This is a genomic window from Maribacter sp. (assembly GCA_020629415.1).
In the GTDB taxonomy this organism is placed as follows: Bacteria; Bacteroidota; Bacteroidia; order Flavobacteriales; family Flavobacteriaceae; genus Maribacter; species Maribacter huludaoensis.
This window is the reverse complement of record JAHDDL010000006.1, coordinates 61,432-80,343: the sequence shown is the minus strand read 5'-3', so window position 1 is coordinate 80,343 and position 18,912 is coordinate 61,432. Positions and strand designations below refer to the sequence as shown.

General features: G+C 35.9%; 11 protein-coding genes. 9 read left to right on the top strand and 2 right to left on the bottom strand.

The window, feature by feature from the left end:
* Window positions 1-4: 4 nt before the first annotated feature.
* Window positions 5-1,474, top strand: a complete 1,470-nt coding sequence (locus tag QZ657_RS04260) for a DUF1501 domain-containing protein (RefSeq protein WP_276471847.1) — start codon at window positions 5-7, stop codon at window positions 1,472-1,474.
* A gap of 5 nt (window positions 1,475-1,479) precedes the next feature.
* Window positions 1,480-2,580: a 6-bladed beta-propeller gene (locus QZ657_RS04255; protein ID WP_291965174.1), complete on the top strand. Its 1,101-nt coding sequence runs from the start codon at window positions 1,480-1,482 to the stop codon at window positions 2,578-2,580.
* A 353-nt stretch (window positions 2,581-2,933) separates the two neighbouring features.
* Here the strand turns inward: QZ657_RS04255 and QZ657_RS04250 are convergent, their stop codons facing one another.
* Window positions 2,934-6,002 (bottom strand): hypothetical protein, encoded by a 3,069-nt coding sequence (locus tag QZ657_RS04250; protein ID WP_291965173.1) that lies wholly within the window; start codon window positions 6,000-6,002, stop codon window positions 2,934-2,936.
* Between the two features lie 351 nt (window positions 6,003-6,353).
* Here QZ657_RS04250 and QZ657_RS04245 point away from each other — a divergent pair, with 351 nt between their 5' ends.
* The 7 genes from QZ657_RS04245 to rhaM are packed head-to-tail and all read left to right on the top strand — an operon-like array spanning window position 6,354 to window position 17,715.
* On the top strand, window positions 6,354-9,200 hold the full coding sequence (locus tag QZ657_RS04245) for an alpha-L-rhamnosidase (protein WP_291965172.1): 2,847 nt from the start codon (window positions 6,354-6,356) through the stop codon (window positions 9,198-9,200).
* Window positions 9,197-9,970: a hypothetical protein gene (locus QZ657_RS04240; RefSeq protein WP_291963271.1), complete on the top strand. Its 774-nt coding sequence runs from the start codon at window positions 9,197-9,199 to the stop codon at window positions 9,968-9,970. Before QZ657_RS04245 ends, QZ657_RS04240 begins: the two co-directional genes overlap by 4 nt.
* Window positions 9,971-10,028: 58 nt before the next feature.
* A complete protein-coding gene (locus QZ657_RS04235) occupies window positions 10,029-12,284 on the top strand; it encodes a glycoside hydrolase family 3 N-terminal domain-containing protein (RefSeq protein WP_291965170.1) in 2,256 nt (751 codons plus the stop codon).
* Window positions 12,285-12,286: 2 nt separating this feature from the next.
* Window positions 12,287-14,917 carry a hypothetical protein gene (locus QZ657_RS04230; protein WP_291965167.1) on the top strand — a complete coding sequence of 877 codons (2,631 nt, stop codon included), beginning with the start codon at window positions 12,287-12,289 and terminating at the stop codon, window positions 14,915-14,917.
* Between the two features lie 20 nt (window positions 14,918-14,937).
* Window positions 14,938-16,065: a glycoside hydrolase family 105 protein gene (locus QZ657_RS04225; protein ID WP_291965165.1), complete on the top strand. Its 1,128-nt coding sequence runs from the start codon at window positions 14,938-14,940 to the stop codon at window positions 16,063-16,065.
* Window positions 16,066-16,076: 11 nt separating this feature from the next.
* On the top strand, window positions 16,077-17,369 hold the full coding sequence (locus tag QZ657_RS04220) for an alginate lyase family protein (protein WP_291965163.1): 1,293 nt from the start codon (window positions 16,077-16,079) through the stop codon (window positions 17,367-17,369).
* A 28-nt stretch (window positions 17,370-17,397) separates the two neighbouring features.
* The gene (gene rhaM, locus QZ657_RS04215) at window positions 17,398-17,715 is read left to right on the top strand and encodes an L-rhamnose mutarotase (protein ID WP_366934153.1); all 318 of its coding nucleotides are present in this window, start codon (window positions 17,398-17,400) and stop codon (window positions 17,713-17,715) included.
* A 19-nt stretch (window positions 17,716-17,734) separates the two neighbouring features.
* On the opposite strand, the gene QZ657_RS04210 is transcribed toward rhaM, so the two are convergent.
* Window positions 17,735-18,871 carry a lactonase family protein gene (locus QZ657_RS04210; protein ID WP_291965161.1) on the bottom strand — a complete coding sequence of 379 codons (1,137 nt, stop codon included), beginning with the start codon at window positions 18,869-18,871 and terminating at the stop codon, window positions 17,735-17,737.
* Between the last annotated feature and the right edge of the window lie 41 nt (window positions 18,872-18,912).

The window sequence follows — 18,912 nt, the reverse complement described above, 5'->3', positions numbered from 1 at the left end:
GAAAATGGATTCACAAAACTCACGAAGAGATTTTATAAAAAAAATGAGCGCCGCAAGTTTATCGGCAGCAGCTACAACTATTCCCGTGACCAGTTTTTTAAGTTCATGTTCTCCAGAAGTACAGAAAATAGCATCTAGTGCAGATACCGTTATATTACTTTGGATGGCAGGTGGCATGGCCCATACAGAAACATTTGACCCTAAGGCTTATGTACCATATGAAAAAGGGGTAGAAAGTAAAAGGGTGTTGAGTACTTTTCCTAAAGCACCTACCGTTGTAGACGGATTGGATTTTTCAGAAGGTCTACAATCAATTGGTAATGTTATGGACAAAGGTGCCATTATACGATCATATAAATCAGCAGATTTAGGTCATATTTTACACACTCGCCACCAATATCATTGGCATACGTGCTATGAGCCGCCACAATCGGTACAAGCACCACACATAGGCGCATGGATAGCTAAAGAATTAGGTCCTTCCAATCCCGTAGTACCACCTTTCATAGCTATGGGACAACGTTTTACAATGGGAGAATCAGAAGAGTTGAAGGCTTTTCATTCCGCAGGTTTTTTAGGTGCGGAATATGGTCCTTTTTTAATACCGGACCCTTCAAGTGGTCTTGATAGTGTTAGACCTCCTAAAGGTATGTCTCTTAAAAGGTTCGAGGCACGTTACAAACTTTATAAGGAGTTGACCGATAAAAGTAAAATAATGGAACAGGGCAGCGATTATCAGCGAGAATCCTTAATGCGGTCTATGGAGCAATCCTATCGCCTGCTAAACTCACCCGAAGCTAAAATATTTGATTTATCGGAAGAGCCAAAAGAGGTTTATGATACCTACAATACAGGTCGTTTTGGATTGGGTTGCCTTTTAGCAAAACGATTAGCCATGAATGGCGGAAGATTCATTAGTGTATCTACAGAATATGAACCTTTCTTAGGTTGGGACACCCACGAAAATGGACACACACGACTTAAAAAAATGAAGGCACTAATAGATAGACCAATAGCACAACTAATAAAGGATTTAGACGAAACGGGTCATTTAGATAGAACACTTGTAATTCTCGCCAGTGAATTTAGTCGTGATGCCATTATGGAAGGTAGACCAGGAGAACTTGTTAAAAACCAAGTAAATCAACCAGATGTTATTGAACATGAAAAGCATTACGGAATGCATCGTCATTTTACAGATGGTAGTTCTATCTTAATGTGGGGCGGTGGCGTCAAAAAAGGACTAGTGTATGGCAAAACTGCAGACGAAAGACCATGCGCTTCTATTGAAAAACCTGTAGTGATCGATCAGGTACACCAATCTATATATCATGCTTTGGGCATAGATTCACAAACACATTATGAAATAGAAAGTAGACCCTTTTATACCACACCAGACGGTAAGGGAGAACCTATTTTAGATTTATTCGGCAAAACGCCAAATACAAAAGAACAGATTACCAAGAACGTATAATCATCATGTCAAAAATAGAAATCAATAGAAGGTATTTCTTGAACAGATCTGCAAAAGCAGGCTTAGGATTAGTTTGTACCCCTCATTTTAATATTATAAAATCAAAACCAAAATTATACGAAACCATTATTGGCCACAGTGATTTCAAATACCGAGTTCATAAAGATTGGGGGAATTTAGACAAAAGCCGTACGCCTGTAAAAAACTGTCATGAAATGGTTATGGATTCTCAAGGTAGACTCATCATGGTTGGTGATGATACCCATAACAATGTTTTAATATATGACAAATACGGTAAACTTTTAGATGCTTGGGGTATTCGCTATAATGGTGGTCATGGTCTATCTTTATGGAACGATGGTTCAGAAGACTTTTTGTTTATATGTGATACTAAGGGAGAAAGTGTAATTAAAACCACCATCAACGGTAGAGAACTAATGATTATAGGCCATCCATCAAAATATGGTGCGTATAATGTCAATGACAATTTTAAACCCACAGAAAGTGCCATTGCCCCTAATGGCGATATTTATATAGCTGATGGTTACGGTTCTAACTATATATTACAATTTACTAAAGATGGTGAATTTATACGTAAAATTGGAGAAGGACGCGGTACTGGTCAAAACCAATTTCAAACCGCACATGGTGTTTGTATAGATTATAGAGGAAAGGGACAGCCTACCCTACTAATAACATCTAGAGCTACCAATTGTTTTAAACGTTTTACACTTGATGGCAAGTTTATTGAACAAATAGATTTACCTGGTGCATTCGTATGCCGACCTGTTATTCATAAAAGCAACCTCTATGCCGGTGTATGTTGGTCTTCTGAAACTGACTATATTGAGGGAAATGCAGATACACACCCAACACGCACAAGTCCAAATTCTGGATTCATAACAATTCTAGATAAAACCGGAAAAGTAGTTTCAAATCCTGGTGGCGTTGAACCTAAATATAAAAAGGGTCAATTAGAAAGAATGGTTCAAAAAGAACAAATATTTAAACACTGTCATGATGTTTGTGTTGATAATGATGAAAATTTATACGTATGTCAATGGAATGCCAATAACAGCTATCCTATAAAATTAGAAAGGGTTTAAGAATGTAACCGCTAAATTATATCAATATTTTATTTCTGATAAGATGATACTTAACCAAATTTCAATTAAAACCAAACGCTAATATTATTTTGAAGCGACCCTTATTTAGCAATTAATTTCACATATCTTTTTCAATAATTTATTCTGTTTTTTGAATATAGTATTTGCCAAATAAATTTATACCCCCCTATTAATCTGTATGCACTTTATCTAAATCTACCTAAAAAATGATTCAATTAATAAACATCAAAACAAATATATTTTTCAAATATCAGTTGTACTGAATAATAAAAAAGACTGCCTATTTTAGACAGTCTCTTTTAACTCTTGAAGGATAATTTAAATAAATAAGTTTAATTTTTAATAAAAATTTCCGAACTATAAAGTTCATTGTTTATATAAACCTGCAAATAATAGGTACCTATTGGCAAGGTATTTATTGATAACTCAATTGTTTCGATACCTTTCTTAATGCGCTGTGTTTTTTCAGCAATGCTATTACCGCTATTGTCTAACAGAAGTAATTTAACCGTACTATTTTTTTTGGTATCAATGATGGCTTTTATAGAAGTCGTAAATGGGTTTGGATAAGTACGTATACTCAATTCTGCATTATTTGAATCTCCAGTGCATGCTCCCAGTGTATCCCCATGTTCTAAATGTGCTTTTACTGCCGTTTGTGCAACGCAAATTGTTTTACCCTTATGGCAAATAAGTATCTTTGGGTTGTTATCTGTTCCACAACTTACATCAATTACTTCAACCGTAATTTCCGCGGTTGCTTCGCAGCCATTAGCGTCTGTTACAATTACCGTATAGGTTTGTGTACTATCTGGGCAAACATCAATCATTTCAGTTGTTTTCCCCGTACTCCATGCAAAATTATATGGCCCTTCTCCACTTGTAACGGTTGTTATTCCAATGGTAGCACAGTGTTCTGCTCCATCATATCCTGCGTACAATACTGCATTATCTGATACCGTCACGACGATATTACTAGGTGCGGTTATTTCTGTACTTGCCGTTATGGTAGCATTTAAAGCATCAGTAACCGATACGGAATAGGTGTCTGCTGCAAGATTGTTTAAGGTTTCCGTTGTTTCACCAGAACTCCATAAATAATTATATGGTGCTATTCCTCCAGTAACCGAAACACTGACCGTACCATCATCTGCTCCGGCGCAGCTAACATTTGTGGAAACTAATTCTAATAGTAAAGGTTCTCCTGGTGGTATAGCTTCCCATACACTTCTATTATCTGTTGCAGGTACTTTACTATGTGTTACCGTTCCATCTTCATTTTGATATAGATATCTGCCAGACGTTCTAGATTCAAATCGATATGTATCTTTAGTTTCGTCATAATATATAATCCAGGTTTTATCGGTATCACCTGCTGGTGGGGCTTTTGTAGTACTTACAACTACATAAGGCCCTCCAGGACCACCAGCACCAGGTGCTCTTAAAATTCCGGTTCCTCCATTTTCGCTTTCACTATCTATATTGTAAAAAGCTCCATTTTTGACAAACGTCCATTTTGTATTTTCCGCTCCACCTGAAACTGACATGGTAACAGGTTGAGTGCTTCCTGCTCCAGCGGTTAAGAATTCTCCTGTTTCTACATTTCTTAATGCAACAACATCAACTGTTGGTTCTGGACCTGGATTAGGATTTTCATCTACTACTTCTGCTTTTTCATAGGTAGTTTCTGCCCACCTTATTTGAGCTCGTCCACCTTTTACACGATAGGCACCATATCTAATACCAGATTGCAGTCCTCTTTCTGGGTCAGGAATATTCCATTTAAAGGCTTCGCCACCAATAACCGCATCGCAATAATGTATTTTTTTTGAAGCATCGTTTGGATCAGCTCTAAACCCAATCTCTAATTCAAAATCAATTTCCGCATTTTTAGCTACTTGTTTTAAGAATACAACTTCTCTACCGCTACCTGATCCTCCTCGTTCTAAAATACGTTCTGCATAAATATCAAAGGCTATTTGCTTATCTGCATCTTCACCCGTACCATAAACGGGCTTTGCCAAATACAAACAGATTGCAGGGTCTACTGAGCCTCCGCCACCTGTATGTTTACCTTTGGCTTGTATTAAGTAACTCCCGTCTTGGTTAAAAGAACCAGCATCACCTACTTCTAATATTCTTACAATTCCTTTGAACCTTGCAAAACTTCCAACACCAGTTTCTTGAGATCTGTTTAAAGAACGCTCCATTCTGGGTTGTAACGTATTAGGCGCATCAATATGATTAGATCCATCGGTAATATTATATACACCCCAAGTTTTGCCATTGACAGAAACTTCACTGTAATCTGAATAACATGTTCTGTCATCTATAGTTCCTACATTTTCAGGGTTTGGAATATCAAAATTTCTAGTACTGTTATTGTCAAATTCACCTGAACAGGATAAATCTGGATTCGTATCTTCATCTGGAGCTGCCCCTTCTGGTATTTCTACAAATGGAATAAGTTTCCAATTACTACGATCATCAGTAGCATCGACTATAGAATGAGTTACGGTTCCATCTTCATTTTGATACAAATATCTACCAGTGGTTCTAGAGCCAAATCTATAGCTATCAGTGGAACCGTTATATTCTATTGACCACGTTTTATCGGTATCCGCTGCTGGCGGAGCTTTTAACGTACCTAAAACTACGTAAGGACCTTCTGAACTACCAGCACCTGGTGCGCGCAGTATTCCTGTAGCACCAGATTCACTTTTACTATCAATATTATAATAGTCTCCACTTTCTACAAGCGTCCAACGTGTATTTTCAGCTTCTCCTGAAGCAGACATGGTTACGGGCTGATTGCTCACTGATGCAGTGGATAAGTACTCTTCTGTCTCTACATTTTGAAACAGAAGAGTTGTTCCTACAGGAATTTGTATAACAGGAATTTCCGAAACAGCAATAAGTTTCCAATTACTTCGATCATCTGTAGCTTCAACTTCAGAATGCGTTACGGTTCCATCTTCATTTTGATACAAATATCTACCCGCGGTTCTAGATTCAAATCTATAGCTGTCAGTAGCTGCACTATACTGTATTGACCACGTTTTATCGGTATCCGCTGCTGGCGGATTTTTTAGGGTACTTACAACTACATAGGGACCTCCTGGTCCACCAGCGCCAGGCGCACGTAAAATCCCTGAAATTTCACTGTCTATATTATAATAGTCTCCACTTTCTACAAATGTAAAATGTGTGATTGGGTCGTCACCTGAATCTGACATAGTAACTGGGGATGTGCTTGCTCCAGCATCTGTTAAGAATTGCCCTGTAGCAACATTTTGTAATTTAAAAATCCCATCAGAGGGTGGTGCGTTTTGTGCTGTAACTACAAGTGTAATAAGCGTAAAACAGTAAATTAATAATGAATTAAGAGTAATTTTTTTCATAATGTGAGGTTTTCACGAAAATTATCTTAATGTTTTCTTAAAAGCATCCTGCACTGTACTGATGTCGTAAAAAAACAACAACCTATTTATTAATTATCATAATTTTTAACTAACAAACAAAACATTTCTCAACAAAACGCTTTTTTTAAACTCTACATCACTTAGACCAATTTTGATTCAAAATACCAATAGTTTTATTCACATTTATGCTTTGCTAGGAATCTAGATGTAAAAATTAATTTATTAAGCTCACCTACAATTTAACCATATAGTACAGGATACCCTAACAGTACAAAAAAAGTACATTGCCATAATTACTATCTAATAAACAAGAACTAGCATATATTAATTATGGAATTGTCAAAAATATTTTATCTATTAAAAAAACTTGGCTTCATATTGATTTATTTATTGTTGAGTTCATGTAATCAAACTACTGAAACATTAAGCTTATCTTTTAATAAACTAACTGCTAATAATTTACAAAACAGAAAAAAAAGTACACCTGTTTTTTCATGGGTTGTAACTTCAGAAGGGTTTAACAAATCGCAATCTGCATACCACCTTCTAGTTGCAAGTAAAAAAAACTTATTAAATAAAGACAAAGCAGATATTTGGAACACTAACAAAACAGCTTCGGCTAAATCAACTTTTATCACCTATACTGGCGAGCCTTTAAAACCTATGCAAACCTATTACTGGAAGGTTAAAATATGGGATGAAAAAGAACAAGAGTCCAATTGGTCTGAAATACAAAAATTTGAAACAGGTGTTGAAACCGAAAAAGAATGGGGTGCCTCTTCTTGGATCACATTAAACGAAGACAAAAGAAGATCGCCATACCAATACCGAGATTATAAAACCGGTAAAATGGATAAACCTACTGCCGTAAAAGGTTTCGCTGCCAGTTATTTTAGAAATGAAATTGATGTAACAAAAGAGATAGAAAGTGCTAAAGCGTATATCTGTGGCTTAGGTTATTATGAACTATACTTGAATGGAAATAAAATTGGAGACCACGTCTTGGACCCGGCACCATCAAATTACGATAAGCAAGCCTATTATGTAGATTACGACCTTACAGAAATTCTAGAACCAGGTACCAACGCCTTAGGTATTATTTTAGGAAACGGATTTTATGGTCAAAACATCTCTTGGAAAAATGACCCCGAATCTGAAAAAGACTTATCATATGGTCAACCTGCAGTTAGGCTTTTAATAAAGGTAACCTATACAAATGGTCAAGAAGATGACTTTTATACCGATGATACTTGGAGAGAATCTACAGGACCAATTGTATTCAACAACATTTATGGTGGAGACACCTATGATGCCAGGTACGAAATAAATGGTTGGAACACGGTAGGGTATAACGATAAAGATTGGAACCACCCAAAAGTAGCCAACCCAAAAATTAAAAAAGTCAGTGCACAACAAATACCTGCCATTAAAAAACTTAAAGAATTAGAACCTAAAAAAGTTTTTAAAAGTGTAGATGGAGAGTGGATTGTAGATTTTGGGCAAAATATAGCGGGTTGGGTCAAAATTAATGTTCAGGAAAAAGACGGACAATTAATACAGATTACTACCACCGAAGCTCTTAAAACAGATAAATCAGACATTTTCCAAGGTGCTACCGGTGGTGGTGCCAATGGTATGCCGCAGATTTATGAATATATCTGTAAAAGTAGTAAACCTGAATCTTGGGAGCCAAAATTCAGCTACCATGGTTTTAGATATGCAAAAATTACAGGCGTTTCAAAAGAACCAGATGCAAATATGATAAAAGCTGTTTTGGTCGCTACGGATATAAATGAAACTGGAAGTTTCACCTCATCAGAAGAACTATATAATAAAATGCATAAGGTAAGCAAATGGACCATTGTAGATAATTTACATGGTATACCAGAAGATTGTCCACATAGAGAAAAATGTGGTTGGCTGGGAGATTCCCATGCTTTTGCGGAATATGCACTTTATAATTATGATATGTATGATTTCTACCAAAAATATATGGAAGATATACGTACCCAAATGCGACCAACAAAAGGGCACAATAATCCGGATATCAAATTTCAAGTACCTACTATGATAGCTCCTGGTAAGCGCACATCTACCTATGCTAAGATTGATTGGGGTGTTGCCACTATGTATTTGCCTTGGTATAGCTACAATTATTATGGGGACGAAACCATAGTTCAAGAATACTATAATGAAATGAAAGAATTAACCAATTTCTATCTCTCGTTCAAAGGTGAAAACGGCATCATGCAAGACGGTATGGGCGATTGGTGTCCGCCGTTATGGGACAGAAGGTTAAATCCGAGTGCCATGGAAACAGATCCTATCATTTCTGCCAATGCATATTTTTATGATGTATTGGGCATAATGGAAATTTATGCAAAAATGAATAATGATACAGCTTTTGAAAGCAAGATGAAAAATGAAAAAGAATCATTAAAGCTTGCGTTCAACAAAGAGTTTCTTGTTGGTATACCTAATACTGAACATAAATGGTACCAGAGTCAAACGGCTACGGTACAAGCCTTACAATTTGGAATAGTTCCCGAAAAAGAGCTGCAAAATGTTGTGAACGGTTTAGAACACAACATCACCAAGGTAAAGGGAGGTCATCACGCCACTGGCATTCATGGCAATAGATATATTTATACGGTACTGACCAAATACGGAAAAGAAAACTTAGCCCATGAAATATTAACAACACCAGATTTTCCGAGTCAAACCTATGTAATGAATTCTGGCTTTACAACATGGCCGGAGCGTCAATTTGAATGGGAGAAAATGGAAGGACCTACAAATTCCCTGAATCACCCAATGCACAGTGGTTTTGCGGCATACTTTTACGAATCTTTAGGAGGTATAAAATCATCAAAGTCCAAACCGGGATATAAAGAATTCATTGTAGACCCAAAATTTCCAAAGCAAGTAAACTATACAGAAGTATGTGTACCTACACCCTATGGAAATATTGATTCTAAATGGTCTTTAGATGATACTATTTTCAAAATGGAATTAACTGTTCCATTCAATACCACCGCACTTTTACCATTAAACGAAAATGAGAAGAACAGTTTAAAGATCAATGGTACGGATTGGCAAACTTTTCAACAAGAACCAATAAGTAATAATGAGGTTAGATTAGGCTCTGGAACTTATAAAATAAGCTACAAGAAATGATAAAGACCTCCTTTATTAGAACAATGTTGCTATCCGTTTTTTTGACATTAAATTTCTCTTGTAGTTCAGATGCTATTACAGATGAACCTATGGAACAAATAACAGAGGATAATGTTAATACAGAAGAAGGTGATATGAGTGACCCTAGCACACCTAACAGCAATGCAAATGTCATTAGCTATACCGAAAATAATGGAATTATTAGCGTTGAATTTGAATCAGCTGAGGGAGATTTGGAATGGGAACGCGGAAATACATTAGATGATTTTGAAGGTAACGGCTATTTACGCTGGATTAAAGAAGATAATTTTAATACGCCAGGCATAGGCACTTTGGTCTACAAATTAAATATTGCAACACCAGGAACCTATCAGTTCGTTTGGCGTTCAAGAATTTCTGAGGGAGATGTTCAATCTGAAGGAAATGATTCTTGGCTTCGCTTTCCAGATGCCACTGACTTTTTTGGACAACGCGAAAGTAGTATAGTATACCCTAAAGGAGTTGAGAAAACACCAGTTGTTGAGGGCAGCAGCTCAAACGGTTGGCTAAAAATTTATATGAACCGTGTAGGCGAATGGTTATGGCGCTCCAATACCAGTGATAATGACCCACACAATATTTTCGTAAAATTCGATAATCCGGGCCTATACACCATGGAAGTTTCAGGTCGTTCTAAATTTCATGCTTTAGACCGTTTTGTTTTATTCATAGAAGGAAAAACATTGACAGAAGCACAAAATGCAGACAGAAGTACCATTGTACAACCATAAGAAATTACATAATACCTTAAAGTAATTTAGTTAATAGAAATCAACAATAATGAAACCAATGAAATATCAAATCTTATATTTTCTTTTCCTAGTAACGATCGGTATATCGGCACAAAAAAACAAAATGCCATACAAAGATGCATCTCTTTCTATTGAAGAAAGGGTAAATGATCTTTTACCAAGAATGTCATTGGAAGAAAAAGTAGCCCAAATGAGAATTTTTCATGCCAATATCGGCGTTAAATCAGATGAGAAAGGAAATATGGAGCTATCTGAACGGGTAATAGAAAAATTAAAGCTTGGTATTGCGGGAATAAAAAATCCAGGAGAACATATATCTCCTTTGGCTGCGGCAAAACTAAACAATGAACTTCAAAAGTATATAATAGAAAGTAATCGTTGGGGCATACCAGCATTGTTTGTCACAGAATCATATAATGGTGTTGATGCAGAAGGCTGTACAAAATTTGGAAGACCTATTACTTCGGCCGCATCATTTAACCCAGATTTGGTACGCCGCGTTTGGGACGTTGTTGGAAAAGAGGCAAGACTAAGAGGTATGCACATGTGCCATTCACCAGAGGCAGATATTGTTAGAGATCCTCGTTTTGGCAGAATGTCCGAAGCATTTGGTGAGGATACTTATTTGACCACACAAATGGTCGTCAATGCTATTAAAGGTGTACAAGGTAATTATGAAGGTTTAGGAAACGGAACTCACATTGGTGCCGTTGCAAAACACTTTGCCGGATATGGCCAAGTTCTTGGTGGTTCTAATTTTGCGGCAATAGAAATATCTCCACGTACATTAATAGACGAAATCTACCCTCCATTTGAAGCAGCGGTAAAAGAAGCTAGAACATTGGGTATAATGGCATCGCATGGAGATCTAAACGGAATTGCAAGTCATGGTAATCCAGAACTACTTACAGGAGTACTTAGAGACCAATGGGGTTTTGATGGCTATGTGGTTTCAGACTCTAATGATATAGCTCGTCTATACTATTTTATGAAAGTAGCAGAATCTCCTGAAGCAGCAGCATTATTGGGATTAACAGCTGGCATAGACATTGACCTTTACGCAGAGGACTCGTATGCATACTTACCAGAAATGGTAAAAAAAGACCCTAGCATCGAAAAAATGATCGATCGTTCTGTAAAAAGGGTACTTAGAACTAAAATGATCTTAGGTCTTTTTGATAATCCTTATGTGGATATAAAAAAGGTTAAGAAAGAAGTTCGCTCACAAGCCTCATTGGCATTGGCGCAAGAAGCAGATCTAGAATCCATAATACTCCTAAAAAATGAAGCAAACACGTTGCCACTGAAAAAAACCACCAAAAAAATTGCCTTGCTTGGACCTCTATTGAACGAAAGTACAAAAGCAGCTTTTGAGTCTGTAGCAGGTAGCAATGTAAACTTCATTGCAGATAAAGGTTTTGAACTAACTGACCAAAATAAGGGCGTACCTCAACTATTAGAAACAAGCGATAGTACCATTGATAAAATGGTAGGCATGGCCAAAGAAGCAGAAGTAACTATTCTGTTTTTGGGAGGGGATGAATTTACTTCAAAAGAAGCCTTTTTCAACAATGCGCTAGGAGATCGCGCAACCATTGATCCTGTTGGGGCCCAAGATCAACTAGTAGAAAAAGTAAAAGAACTAGGCAAACCCGTAATAGTGGTACTAAAACATAGAAGAACTCTTTCTATAAATACTATAGCTGATAAAGCAGATGCAATTTTAGACGGATGGGATTTAAGCGAATTGGGCGATTCCTCCTTAGCAAAAATAATATTTGGCGAAGTTTCACCATCAGGTAAATCTCCGGTAACCGTACCAAGATCCATTGGACAAATTCCCTTTCACTACAGCATGAAGGAAATAAATAATAAAAAAGGATATTTATTTCTTGAAGATGGTCCTATATATCCTTTTGGCCATGGTTTAAGCTACGCTCAGTTTACTTATGAAGATTTGAAAATATCCAACAGCGTAATAACACCAAATTCAGAAATTACAGTAAGCACAACAATTACCAATACCGGTAAAATGAAGGCTAAAGAAGTGGTACAAATGTATGTTAAAGATGAAATAGGTACCGTTACACGCCCAGATAAAGAATTAAAAGGTTTTCAAAAAATTGAAGTTGCTCCAGGAGAATCTAAAAATATTAGCTTCAAAATAACCCCAAAGATGCTTGAATTTACAGGTTTGAAAATGGATAAAATATTAGAGACCGGTGATTACAAGGTAATGATCGGTTCTTCTTCACAAGATGTAGTATCAGCTAAATTTAGACTAGAAAAATAGCTATGTACAGAAGGGATATGTTTAATTGGTTATTAAAAAAGCAGGGTTGCCTTAAACAACTAATGTTAATAGCTTTATTGTGCTATAATATTAGCGTATTCCCTCAAGCAACTGAACGGCCTTCTATTTGGGTAAAGCAAGCCGATAAGTCAAATATTCTCAATAAAATACATACCAATAAAGAGATAGGCACTTATTACAAAAGGTTTACAGATAGGGTGAAAAATGATTTGGAAGCATACCACAACGATAAAGAGAACTATCTAAAAAAATTGCCCTGGAACTATACCGGCATAAAAGCTAAAGAATTTCCGCCATTACATACCTACGTTAGTTTTGACAGTCATGCAAGAGATCAGCAAAGCATGCTAATACATTATTTACAGACCGCTATCGATTGTGGAGTTCTTTATTTTTTAACCGATGATGAACAATATGCCGAATATGCCGGATCGGCATTATACAATATCTCAAATGGATTATTAGCACTGCCCCAACCAGAAGCAAGCCATAATGCCGGATGGTTGTATACACAGGATCATTTAAGGGAAGCCCGTGAAATTGGTGCTCAATTACCTATTATTTATGATTTTGTTTATCATTATTTAAAAAATAACGGCAAAGTATATGACCTAGGTAAGAGTTCTATGGTTACCTACAATTTTGAGGATGGTCAAAAAGTGTTTCGTACTTATGTAAAACTGGCTCTTGAGCGTGGTATAATTAACTGTAATTGGCCTATTTTAGAATCACCAAGCCTAGTAGGCAATATATTGGCATTGGATGATGAAGGTGAACGTAAAAGACTGCTCCCCTATTTTTTGACCCTAAACACTAAACATCAAGATGCCTTGCAAAAGATTGCTGATCACTATCTAGAATACAATGGTGACTGGCCAGAGAGTATAAACTATGCTAATGGGGTAAATACTTTTCTAACCTATTTAATGACCTTACTGACCAAGTATGATCCATCTTTACATTTAGGTCAAAAGTATCCTCAAATTCTAGAAGCGTTACCCAAACCGTATTACTTAACTTATCCAAACAAAAAGGAAACTATATTATTTGGAGACGGTCATCGTGAATACAACCCAAATTATCACGCTTACGAAACGGCATATTACCTGGCAAAATTAGAAAATCAAGAAAAGTTCGCAACCATATTTGGATCTGTTTTAAAAAGTAATATCGCCAACGGAAATTATAGAAGATTTCAGTTAAGCGGGCGTAACTATGGAGCTAGTTTTTACAATGAACCTACCAAATTACTTTGGTTCGAAACCAATATTGAAGGTAGTGTCAAAGATTACCCATTGCCTGTTACAGATGAACTACCTTTTGCCGGCATTATTCTACAACGTAATTTAAACAAAAATGAAAATGCCGAAGATGACCTTATGACTTTTGTAGGTGGCGGGCATTATGTACATGGGCATGCTACAGGAATGTTTATGGAATTATATGGTAAAGGTTTTGTTTTAGGAGGCAAATCTGGCAGAAGTAGATACCGTACAGAAATTCATGAAAATTACTATAGGTTATTTGCATCTAACAACACTGTAATTGTAAATGGATCATCTGAAGGTAAAGGCGGTTGGGCCGGTCTAGAAATAAATAGGGTGGAAAAAATTGTGGTGGAACCAGAACCAAGAACAGAAGCTATTTCTCCTTATAATTCATTTTCTAGAACAAGCTTTAAAGATGATAAGGGAGATTTTACAGAAGCAACACAAGAAAGAACTTTGGGTATAATAAGAACTTCACCAACCACTGGTTATTATGTTGATGTATTCAGGTCTAAATCTGCGCTTCCAAACCAATATCATGACTATATATATCACAATATTGGAGATTCTTTAAATATTATAGGTAACGAAGCGCCACTACCGCTATTTCCTGACCAAAAGAGGTATTCGAATTCAAAAAATAAGCCATGGACAAACAACAAAAAAGCGAAGCATCCTGGGTGGCATTACTTTGAATCGGTAAAAACATCTAAACAGACATCAGAAAATGTAACTGCAATTTTTACGGCCAATAAACTTAACCCAGAACCCATAAAAATGAAAGCTTTTATTCTTGGAGCAGAAGATAGAGAATATACTTCTGTTATGGCACCACCAAGCACCGAGGGACCCAAATCTTACAGATCAGAAAAAACTCCAACATTGGTTATTCGTAAAAAGAATGAAGCTTGGCAAAACCCTTTCGCTTTGCTATTTGAACCTGTTAAAGGAGAAAATGGGAGTATAGTTTCGGTTACAGAAATTAAACAAGACAAAATTTTTAAAGGTTTTGAGGTAATAAGCTGCATTGATAAAAAAAACATAAAGCAATTAATTCTGGTTCAAGATTCAAAAGACGCCACTTTTACCGATCATCATAAAGAAATTGTATTTACTGGCAGTTATGCAGTAATTACTTTAAATGAAAACGAAAATTTACAAACAATTTATGTAGGTGAAGGGTCATACTTAAAATTTAGAAATACCATTATAAAGTCAAACTCAGGACAACCAACGGCGCTATTTATTGATTTTAAGAACAATGGACCAAAAGTTAAAACCAAAGAAGGTATTACACTTAAACGTAGTACAGATGTAAAGATTTACAACTCAAAAAACTATTAATTCTATTTAAACAATTGATAATGAAAAGTAAACAAATTAGAAAAATACTAAATACTACTATAGTATTTCTTTCATTCTTGCACATAGTAAATACCAATGCGCAAAAGAAAATTGAAAAATCAGATATAGAAAACGCTATGGTGAAGGCCATGGAATGGCAAGAAGCCCACCCTATTTTTGCTTTAGCACCGACCGATTGGACCAATGGTGCTTATTACATTGGTGTTACACGTGCACACCAAGCCACGGACAACCCTATATTTTTAGCAGCGTTAAAAACTATGGGATATACTAATGACTGGAAACCATTGTACCGTACCCATCATGCAGATGATGTCGCTATTTCATATGCTTACCTATATGCAAACTCCACTAGAAAAAATCTTGTAGACTTATCTCCCACCAAAGAATTTTTAGACATACACCTCTATGAACCAAATGCATGGAAAGACGGAACAGATAAACATGCCGAAAAAAAAATACTATGGTGGTGGTGTGATGCTTTATTTATGGCACCTCCCGTAATTACGCTATATGCAAAACAAACAGGTGAACAAAAATATTTAGATGCCATGCACAAGTATTATAAAGAAACCTATGATAAACTCTTTGATCACGAAGAACAATTATTTGCAAGGGATACACGCTATCAATGGGGTGTGAATAAAAAAGATTTAAAAGAACCTAATGGAAAGAAAATTTTCTGGGCCAGAGGTAATGGCTGGGTACTTGGCGGACTTGCTTTAATACTATCTGATATGCCTGAAGATTATGAACATCGTGATTTTTATGTAAACCTATATAAAAAAATGGCTGCTAGAATTAAAGGACTACAACAAGAAGATGGGCTATGGCGTACAAGTTTACTTTCACCAGAATCTTTTAATCATGGTGAAGTTAGTGCAAGCGGTTTTTACACTTTTGCGCTAGCCTGGGGAATAAACAACGGACTTTTGAATAAAGCAGAATATACGCCTGCAGTAAAAAAAGCATGGCAAGCATTGGCTGCTTGCCAACATGAAAATGGTATGGTAGGCTGGGTACAAGATATAGGTGCAGATCCTCAACCAGCATCTGCAGATAGCTGGCAAAATTATGGTACTGGGGCATTTTTATTAGCTGGTAGTGAAATCTTAAAACTTAAATAAGTTATTTTTAGATGAACAAAAACACTTTAAAAGCTACTTTACTTTTAGTAGTGTTCATCATCATTAATGCTAGTGGTCAAAAAAAAGAAAAAACGGTAGGTACATATAAAGACGATGTACCTACTATTTACTCCACTACGCCCAATTCTTATATTGTTGATAATAAGCTGACGGTTTACGACTACAAACTGCTCTCTCAAGTAAAACTAGCAATTAAAGAAAAAGATGACAATTTTCTACCTGCCTATAAATCGCTCATCAAAGCGGCAGATAAAGCGCTAAAAGAAGGTAGTTTTTCGGTGATGACCAAAAAGCAGGTTGCCGTTAGCAATAATAAGCATGATTATTTAAGTCTAGCGCCCTATTGGTGGCCAGACCCTAGTAAAGATGATGGTTTACCTTGGGTCAGAAAAGATGGTAAAATTAATCCCCTAACAAGGGGTCAAAACGTTGATGAGCCCGTAAAGGATAAAATGATAAATAACGTCAAAATGCTTTCTTTGGCGTACTTTTTTTCTGGAGATAATACATATGCTAAAAAAACCAAAGAGCTACTTAAAGTATGGTTCGTAGACAAGGAGACTAGAATGAATCCTAACCTGAATTATGCCCAAGGAGTACCAGGTTCCAGTACCGGAAGATGTTTTGGCATAATAGAGTTTTCAGGAATTACACATATCATTACCGCCATTGAAATTTTAGAATTAAACAATTCATTAGAACCAAATTTAAGAAATGAACTTAAAGCCTGGTTAAAAAGCTATCTAAATTGGTTACAAACAAGTGAACTGGGGCAATTGGAAAAATCGAGAAAAAATAATCATGCTACGCTTTATGAAGTGCAAGTGGTAGCTTTACTCCTATTCCTAAATAGAATAGAAGAAGCAAAAAATATTCTGTCATCAGTAGTTGAGAAACTAGTTGAAACCCAAATTGAAGCAGATGGTAAACAACCCCATGAACTTCAACGAACAAAATCATTAACGTACAGTATTTTAAATTTAACAGGATTATCAAAACTTGCATTTTTTGGCAGGAAAGATGGTGTTCAAATAGATATATGGAATTACCGGTCAAATACAGGCGATTTACAAAAAGCTTACGACTACCTCTTACCCTTTTTAAAAACTCCAGATCAATGGCCCTTTAAGCAGCTGGGCAGTATGGAAAACGCAGTGGAAAAACTAAGAAGAATGTTTAGAAACACAGGTAGCATGTTAAGCATAAAAGAGTATTGTAAACTAGGTCATAATACAAAGAAAGTAGACCATTTAGATATTTTACTATACCCATGTAACCGGTAATACATTACTATGAACCAAAACAATTATTATGATGAAACGATTGTCATTTAAAATGAAACTAAAAGCCGGTGCTAAAGAAGAATATACAAAAAGGCACAATGAAATATGGCCAGAACTAAAAGAACTGCTAAAGAAGGCTGGCGTAAGTGAATACTCCATCTTTTTAGATGAAGAAACAAACACACTTTTTGCATTTCAAAAAGTGTCAGGCAATGGTGGTTCACAAGATTTAAGCCAGAACCAGATTGTAAAGAAATGGTGGGCATTTATGGCTGACATTATGGAAACCAATGATGACAACTCCCCTATTTCAAAACCTTTGGACGAGATATTTTATATGGAGTAGTATAATAGGTTGAAAACGACTAACGATGGTAAGTTCTAAGCTGTAAACTTGATGCATTTGGAACGGTCAACTCATGAGGTAGTTTTGTAAGTTTTCCTGTTTCAATATCGCGACGAAAAATAACAACATTATCTGTGAATTGATTGGCCACTAAAAGAATTTTCCCTGAAGGATCAATGGCAAAATTTCTTGGGTGCTCGCCATGAGTATCTTGATGACCTTCTAACCCTAATTTACCTGTTTTTTCATCAATGGAATAAATAACTATAGAATCTTCATTTGGACCTCTATTAGAAGCATACAAAAACTTACCGTCTGGTGAAATATGTATATCGGCAGCCCTGTAAATTTCTTGATCACTCCTATATGTTAAATAATTTTCTATAAAATTTAAATTCCCATTTTCATAAGAGTATGCGGTAACGCTACCACTTAATTCTGCTATACCGTAAGCAAAAGAACCGTTAGGATGAAAGGTAAAATGTCTGGGACCGCTGCCTGGTCTTACCTTTACAAAACCATTGGACACTAAGTTTAATTTACTATCATTTTCTTTCTGAATTTTGAATTTCCAAATTTTATCCGATCCTAAATCTTGGGCAAATAAATACTTCCCATCTGGAGAAAAATTAGTAGAGTGTATATGGGCTTCATCTTGTCTTCCCTCTATGATACTGCTGTCTTTGAATGTAAAAATTTGATCTAATGGCGCCAAACCTCCACCCCTCTTTATATTGAAAACAGAGAAACTAGCATCAGTATAATTAGAATTTACTAAAAATTTCTCATTTTCATTTATTGATAAATGAGCCGGATTTCGTCCTCCGGAATCTTGAGTGTTTATTAACCGTAATTTACCACTTAAAGAGTCTACGGCAAAAGCCGCTATCCTACCGTTATAAGGTAATTGACTTTCTAAAACGGAGTACAAATACTTACCGTTTGGCGCAATTTTTAAAAAAGAAGGGTTGATGAGATTTTGTTCTGAGTTCAATAAACTTAAACCTCCTGTTTCAGTATCCAATTCATAAATATAAATACCAGTACTTGCTATACCTTCTGTAAAACTACCAACGAACAATAAGGTCTTAGTTGAACCTTTTGTACAAGAATTACCTAGAATTAATAAGAATATTAAATACTTTATATATTTCATAAATTTAATAGTGGGCTAAATATTGTATCTATTTTAAATTT